5 protein-coding genes are annotated in these 5,874 nt (G+C 65.4%); 2 read left to right on the forward strand and 3 right to left on the reverse strand.

What is annotated here, in order from left to right:
- On the forward strand, positions 1-902 hold a 902-nt coding region (locus AX681_RS09505), incomplete at its 5' end, for a dihydrolipoamide acetyltransferase family protein (RefSeq protein WP_066682149.1).
- A gap of 138 nt (positions 903-1,040) precedes the next feature.
- Here AX681_RS09505 and AX681_RS09510 read toward each other — a convergent pair.
- Together AX681_RS09510 and AX681_RS09515 are read right to left on the reverse strand one after the other, a co-directional pair.
- Positions 1,041-2,321, reverse strand: coding sequence for a spinster family MFS transporter (locus AX681_RS09510; RefSeq protein WP_066663079.1), 1,281 nt, complete (start codon positions 2,319-2,321; stop codon positions 1,041-1,043).
- Between the two features lie 84 nt (positions 2,322-2,405).
- Positions 2,406-4,631, reverse strand: coding sequence for a TonB-dependent receptor (locus AX681_RS09515; RefSeq protein WP_066663076.1), 2,226 nt, complete (start codon positions 4,629-4,631; stop codon positions 2,406-2,408).
- A 108-nt stretch (positions 4,632-4,739) separates the two neighbouring features.
- On the opposite strand from AX681_RS09515, the gene AX681_RS09520 reads away from it, so the two are divergent.
- A complete protein-coding gene (locus tag AX681_RS09520; protein WP_082738075.1) occupies positions 4,740-5,399 on the forward strand; it encodes a TetR/AcrR family transcriptional regulator in 660 nt (219 codons plus the stop codon).
- A gap of 21 nt (positions 5,400-5,420) precedes the next feature.
- Here the strand turns inward: AX681_RS09520 and AX681_RS09525 are convergent.
- A partial coding sequence (locus tag AX681_RS09525) for a hypothetical protein (protein ID WP_231734922.1) occupies positions 5,421-5,874 on the reverse strand: 454 nt, incomplete at its 5' end.

Here is a 5,874-nt window from a genome sequence, read left to right on the forward strand (position 1 = left end):
CTCCCCCGACCCCTCCCGCAAGCGGGAGGGGGGAAGAAGGGCGCCACGTCCTCGCCTCCCCCGCCGTGCGTGCGCGCGCCAGGGATCTGGGCGTCGACCTGTCCGAGGTGAAGCATGACGGGCAGCACATCCGCCATTCCGATCTCGACGCCTATCTGCGCTATGGCAGCGGGCAGGGCTATCACGCCCCGCACGCCAGCCGCGCGCGCGAGGATGAGGCGGTCAAGGTGATCGGGATGCGCCGCCGCATCGCCGAGAATATGGCCGCGGCGAAGCGCGCGATCCCGCACTTCACCTATGTCGACGAGATCGACGTCACCGCTCTGGAGGCAATGCGCGCGGACCTGAACGCCAATCGCGGATCGCGGCCCAAGCTGACGATGCTGCCGTTCCTGATCGTCGCGATCTGTCGCACGTTGCCCGACTTTCCGATGCTCAACGCGCGCTATGACGATGAGGGCGGCGTGGTGACGCGCCATGGCCGCGTGCATATGGGCATGGCAACGCAGACCGATGCCGGGCTGACCGTTCCGGTGATCCGCGACGCGCAGGACATGAATGTATGGCAGCTGGCGAGCGAGATCGGTCGCCTGGCCGAAGCCGCGCGCACGGGCAAGATCAAGTCGGAAGAGCTGCAGGGCGGGACGATCACCATCACCTCGCTCGGCCCGCTGGGCGGCATCGCGACCACCCCGGTGATCAACCGGCCCGAGGTCGCGATCATCGGCCCCAACAAGATCGTCGAGCGCCCGATATTCGTCGGCGACGATATCGTCCGCGCCAAGCTGATGAACCTGTCGATCAGCTGCGACCATCGCGTCGTCGATGGCTGGGACGCGGCGAGCTATGTCCAGGCGCTGCGCAAGCTGCTCGAGACGCCGGTATTGTTGTTCGCGGATTGAGGACTGTTTCATCCTCCCCCGCCAGGGGGAGGTGTCAGCGTAGCTGACGGAGGGGGAGGAAGCGCAACGGCCGAGAAGGCGCAGCCGCCCTCCCCTCCGTCGCCTTCGGCGCCACCTCCCCCTGGCGGGGGAGGATTTCTATTCCACCCAGTCCTTGCGCAGGGTGCGGACGGCGAAGAGCATCAGCACGGCGGCGATGACGTAGAAGGACAGGGCTGCGACCGCCGAGTAGCGCAGCGCTTCGTTGCCGTAGCTGGCGGTCATCGCGTCCGACATCGCGCCCATCGCCCATGAGCCCGCGCCCAACCCGATCAGATTGTTGATCAGCAGGAAGCTGGCGCTGGCGGTCGCGCGCATCTGGGGCGGCACGAGGTTCTGGATCGCGGTGGTGACCGGACCGAGCCACAGGATGTTGAGGCCGTTGGGGATCAGGAACAGGAACCAGGCCAAGGTCACATTGTCGGTCAGGAACCCGCCGGCGAACAGCGGGACGCAGATCAGCCAGGCGATCGCCGGAAGCTTGGCATAAGCGCCGCGGTCGCTGCGGCCGAGCCGGTCGGCGAGCACGCCGCCCATGAACACGCCGATGGTGCCGCCGACGAGCAGGATCGAACCGAAGAAATAGCTCGTGGTCGAGAGATCGAAGCCGAAGCTGCGCACGAAGAAGGTCGGCGCCCAGAAAGCGAGGCCATAGCCGCACATCGAGCTGAACCCCGCGCCGATCGCCATCAGCCAGAAGCTGGGCTTCTTTGCGAGGATGCCGAACACCTGCCCGATCGGCGCGCGCGTGGTGGCCGTCGTGGCGACGGGGCGCGGCGGCTCCTTGACGATCATGCGGAAGAAGGGGGCGATGACCACGCCGGCCAGTCCGACGACGATGAACGCCCAGCGCCAGTCGACGGTCTTGGCGATCCACGCGCCGAGCAAGGTGCCCGAAGCGAGGCCGATCGGGATGCCGAGCGAGTAGATGGCGAGCGCGCGGGCGCGCTGATGCTGGGGGAAATAGTCGGCGATGATCGCATAGGACGGCGCGACGCCACCCGCCTCGCCCACGCCGACACCCAGGCGGTAGAGGAACAGGGTCCAGAAGCTGTTGGCGAGGCCGCACAAGGCGGTGAAGCCGCTCCAGACGGTGAGCGAGATCGTCACCACCCAGGTGCGGCTGGTCCGGTCGGCGAGCAGGGCCAGCGGCACGCCCAGCGTCGAATAGAGAAAGGCGAAGGCGATTCCGCCGAGCGCGCCGAGCTGGGTGTCGGTCAGCCCCAGATCCGCCTTGATCGGCACGGCGAGGATGCCGAGGATCTGCCGGTCGAGGAAGTTGAAGGTATAGACCAGCAGCAGCATTGCCAGCACCACTGCGCGATAGCCGGGCGTGCCATGGCCCTGTGCAGCCGGTGCCGCCCCGTTGGTGGCGCTCATACCCTCTCCCCTAAAAAAATGGGCCGGACGCCCCCTTTCGACGCCCGGCCCGATCAGTCTGGCAAACTCAACGCACGAAAGCGATCAGAACTTGATCTCGAACGTGCCGGTCACGGTGCGCGGCGGGCCGTAATAGCCGATCACCGAGTTGCCGGTGAGCGCGCCCGGGAAGTTGTAGCCGCCGACGCGATAGCGCTTGTCGGTCAGGTTGCGACCCGCGATGCCGAACCGGTAACGGCCATCGCTCGAGGTCCAGTTGAGCGACGCCTCGACCAGCGCATAGCCGTCCTGATCGAGCGCCGGGGTCGCCAGTTCGAACATCTGGGTGTCGCTGCGCAGCGAGACCGCCGGGGTGAAGGCGAGCACGCCGCCGGCGACGTCGTTCGACCAGGTGAAGGACGCGTTGGCAGTCCATTCCGGCGTATTCTGGAACGCGCGCGCGTTCGACACGTCGACCGGGGTGGTGCCGCCGCCGATGAAGGTCAGGAACTCCTTGTAATCGGCATTGGTGTAGCCGACCACGACGCTCGCCTGGAAGTGGCGCGACGGAACCATGCGGGTTTCGAGTTCGAAGCCGTAGATCTCGCCCTTGCCCGCGTTATCCACGAAGCTGGCGATGCCGCTGGGCAGCGCCGGCACCTGAATCGTGACCTGCTGATCCTTGTAGTTCGAGAAGAAGCCCGCGAGGTTCACGAACAGGGTGCGGTCGAGGAACGCGCCCTTCATGCCGAGTTCGTAGCTGTCGATCGTCTCGGGCTCGTATCCGTTGACGGTGGTCGGCGTCAGGATCGCGTCGCCGCGCATGTCGAACCCGCCCGACTTATAGCCCTTGCCATAGCTGGCATAGATGTTGAGGTCGGCGTTGGGCTGATAGCTCAGGCTGATGCGCGGGGTCAGCTTCTCGAAATCGCGGCTGTTGGTGTAATCCGACCGGATCAGGCCCGGGACCGCGGCGGCGTTGCCGAAGCGGGGCGAGCGGATGCCGGTATAGTTGCGGCGGAACACCGTGCCGGTCTTTTCGTCGCGGGTGTAGCGCAGGCCGGCGGAGATCTTGAACTGATCGGTCACGTCGAAGCTGAAGTCGCCGAACGCGGCATAGCTCTTCGTAAACACGTCACCCGCCGTCAGCGTGGTGGTGTTGAGCAAGCCGACCACGGTGTCGAACGCGCCGCTGGCACGACCGTTGAGATAATAGAGGCCGAACACGCCCTGCAGACGATCGCCTTCATACAGCAGCTGGAGCTCCTGAGTGAACTGGCGGTCCGAATATTCGGCGGGAACATCGAGCGTCGGCAGGGTCGTGTTGTCGAAATCGATCACCGTGTCGGTGCTGCCGTCGCGCCATGCCGTGATGGTCTTGAAGGTCAGTTCGTCCGACAGGCCGATCTCACCCGTGACCGACAGGCCGCGCGTTTCGACGCGATTGTCGTCGCCGATGCCGGCGCGCGTGTCATAGACGCTGGCGGTCGGGGCATAGATCGGGTCGGTGCCGTTGGGTAGCAGGCGCGTGCCGTGGCGCGGGTTCGACCGGTCGAGCACGCGGTCGCCCGCGACGCGCACGAAGATATTGTCGGTCGGGGTGAATTCGGCCGACAGGCGGGTGGCGAACACGTCCTTGTTATAGTGTTCGGCCCCGGTGGTGAGGTTGGTGCCGAAGCCGTCGCGCCAGTATTGCGCGACCGCCGCGCCCAGCGACAGCGTGTCGCCGACCGGCACCACGACCTGACCGACCAGATCGATCTGGTTGTACGAGCCGTACGAGCCACGGAACGACGCCTTGAAGTCATCGCCCAGACGGCGGGTGACATATTTCACCGCGCCGCCGATGGTGTTGCGGCCATAGAGCGTGCCCTGCGGCCCGCGCAGCACTTCGACCCGCTCGACGTCGAAAATGTCGAGCACAGCACCCTGCGGGCGGGCGACATAGACATCGTCGATATACAGCGCGACGCCGGGTTCGAAGCCCCACAGCGGATCCTGCTGACCCACGCCGCGGCTGAACGCGATCAGGGTGGAGTTGGAACCGCGCGCGATCTGCAGCGTCAGGTTCGGGGTCTTGTCCTGCAGCGCGGTGATGTCCGCCGCGCCGCTCTTGACCAGCGAATCGCCGGTGACGACCGACATCGAGATCGGCACGTCGATCAGGCTTTCTTCGCGACGACGCGCGGTGACGACGATTTCGCCGCTGTCCTGCGTTTCGGCAGCGGGCTCGGCGGGCGCGTCCTGCCCCAGGGCGGGAACGGATGCGAGCGCGCTCAGCGCAGCGCTGGCGGTCAGAATGGTGCGGACAGACGGATAGAGACGCTTCATGCTTTCCTCCCCAAAAGCGGCCGACGACTCCCGGCCTTGTCAGTGGTTGCGCTTGGCTATAGTGAAACCTGAACCGGGTTTCAACTTCCGGATGAAGGAGGGGAAAAAATGACGCTAGATCGTGGCAAGGCCGCCACACTGCCCCCCGCCCTGCATCTGGGCGACGGCGCGGCGAGCGAGGGGAAGGAGCCGCGCACCGCGCGCGGCCGCCGCACGCTCCGCGCGATCCTCGACGCCGCCGCTGCGGAGTTCGGCGAGAAGGGTTTCCATGAAGGGTCGGTGAGCGGCATCACGCGGCGCGCGGGCGTGGCGCTGGGCAGTTTCTACACCTATTTCGATTCGAAGGACGCGGTGTTCCGCGCGCTGGTGCGCGACATGAGCGATCAGGTGCGCGAACATGTCGCCCCCGCGATCCGCGCCGCGCCGGAGCAGATCGCCGCCGAGCGCGCGGGCCTGGAGACCTTCATCGGCTTCGTGCGCAAGCACAAGGAAATCTACCGCATCATCGACGAGGCCGAGTTCGTCGATCCCGAGAGCTTCCGTCTGCATTACCAGACCACCGCCGAGCGCATCGAAAAGCGCCTGAAGGCAGCGGCGGAGCGCGGCGAGGTGCGCGCCGATGTGTCCGAGGTTCACGCCTGGGCGATCATGGGGATGAACGTGTTCCTGGGCCTGCGCTACGGCGTGTGGAGCGAGGATGCCGAGGCGGCCGAGGTCGCGGATACGGTGGCGGAGATGCTGGCGCGGGGGTTGGGGGTTAAACCTTAAGAGCCACCTAGCCGGGCATGGTCACGTTTCCACCATTGCAGTTCTATCACGACGCAGCCACCGCACCGCATCCTTGCGGAAGAGCATCATCGCCGCAGCTAGTTCGAACACATACGAAAGTATGTCAGCGGCAGCATACACTCTGCCAACCCCGAACACTGCCGGAAAATTGAGCGGAACCATTACGACCGAAAACGCCGTCACCGCAACAAATACCCATCTGGCAATGTTACTGCCCCGGCGGACGATAAAATATCGAAATATGAGGTACTCGAGCACGACTAGCACAATGCCCAGCATTGGCCCGGCCGGGGACGAACCCTGTGCGAGCGCCATGCCTCGCAACAGCCCATAATGAGCCAGAATATTCCCTACGCCCAGGACCGCTGAAGCCAGAAACAGGCGGTTGAACCAAATAATCGAAGTTGGCTTTTCAGCTGCCATTGAAGCCCTCGTAGCGAATTGAGTAGGGCGC

Source organism: Sphingomonas sp. CCH9-E2 (assembly GCF_001557215.1).
Lineage (GTDB): Bacteria > Pseudomonadota > Alphaproteobacteria > Sphingomonadales > Sphingomonadaceae > Sphingomonas.

Bases quoted from the DNA above. Each gene is read 5' to 3' on its own strand.
- AX681_RS09510 (WP_066663079.1), bottom strand. From the start codon at position 2,321: ATGAGCGCCACCAACGGGGCGGCACCGGCTGCACAGGGCCATGGCACG.
- AX681_RS09515 (WP_066663076.1), bottom strand. From the start codon at position 4,631: ATGAAGCGTCTCTATCCGTCTGTCCGCACCATTCTGACCGCCAGCGCT.
- AX681_RS09520 (WP_082738075.1), top strand. From the start codon at position 4,740: ATGACGCTAGATCGTGGCAAGGCCGCCACACTGCCCCCCGCCCTGCAT.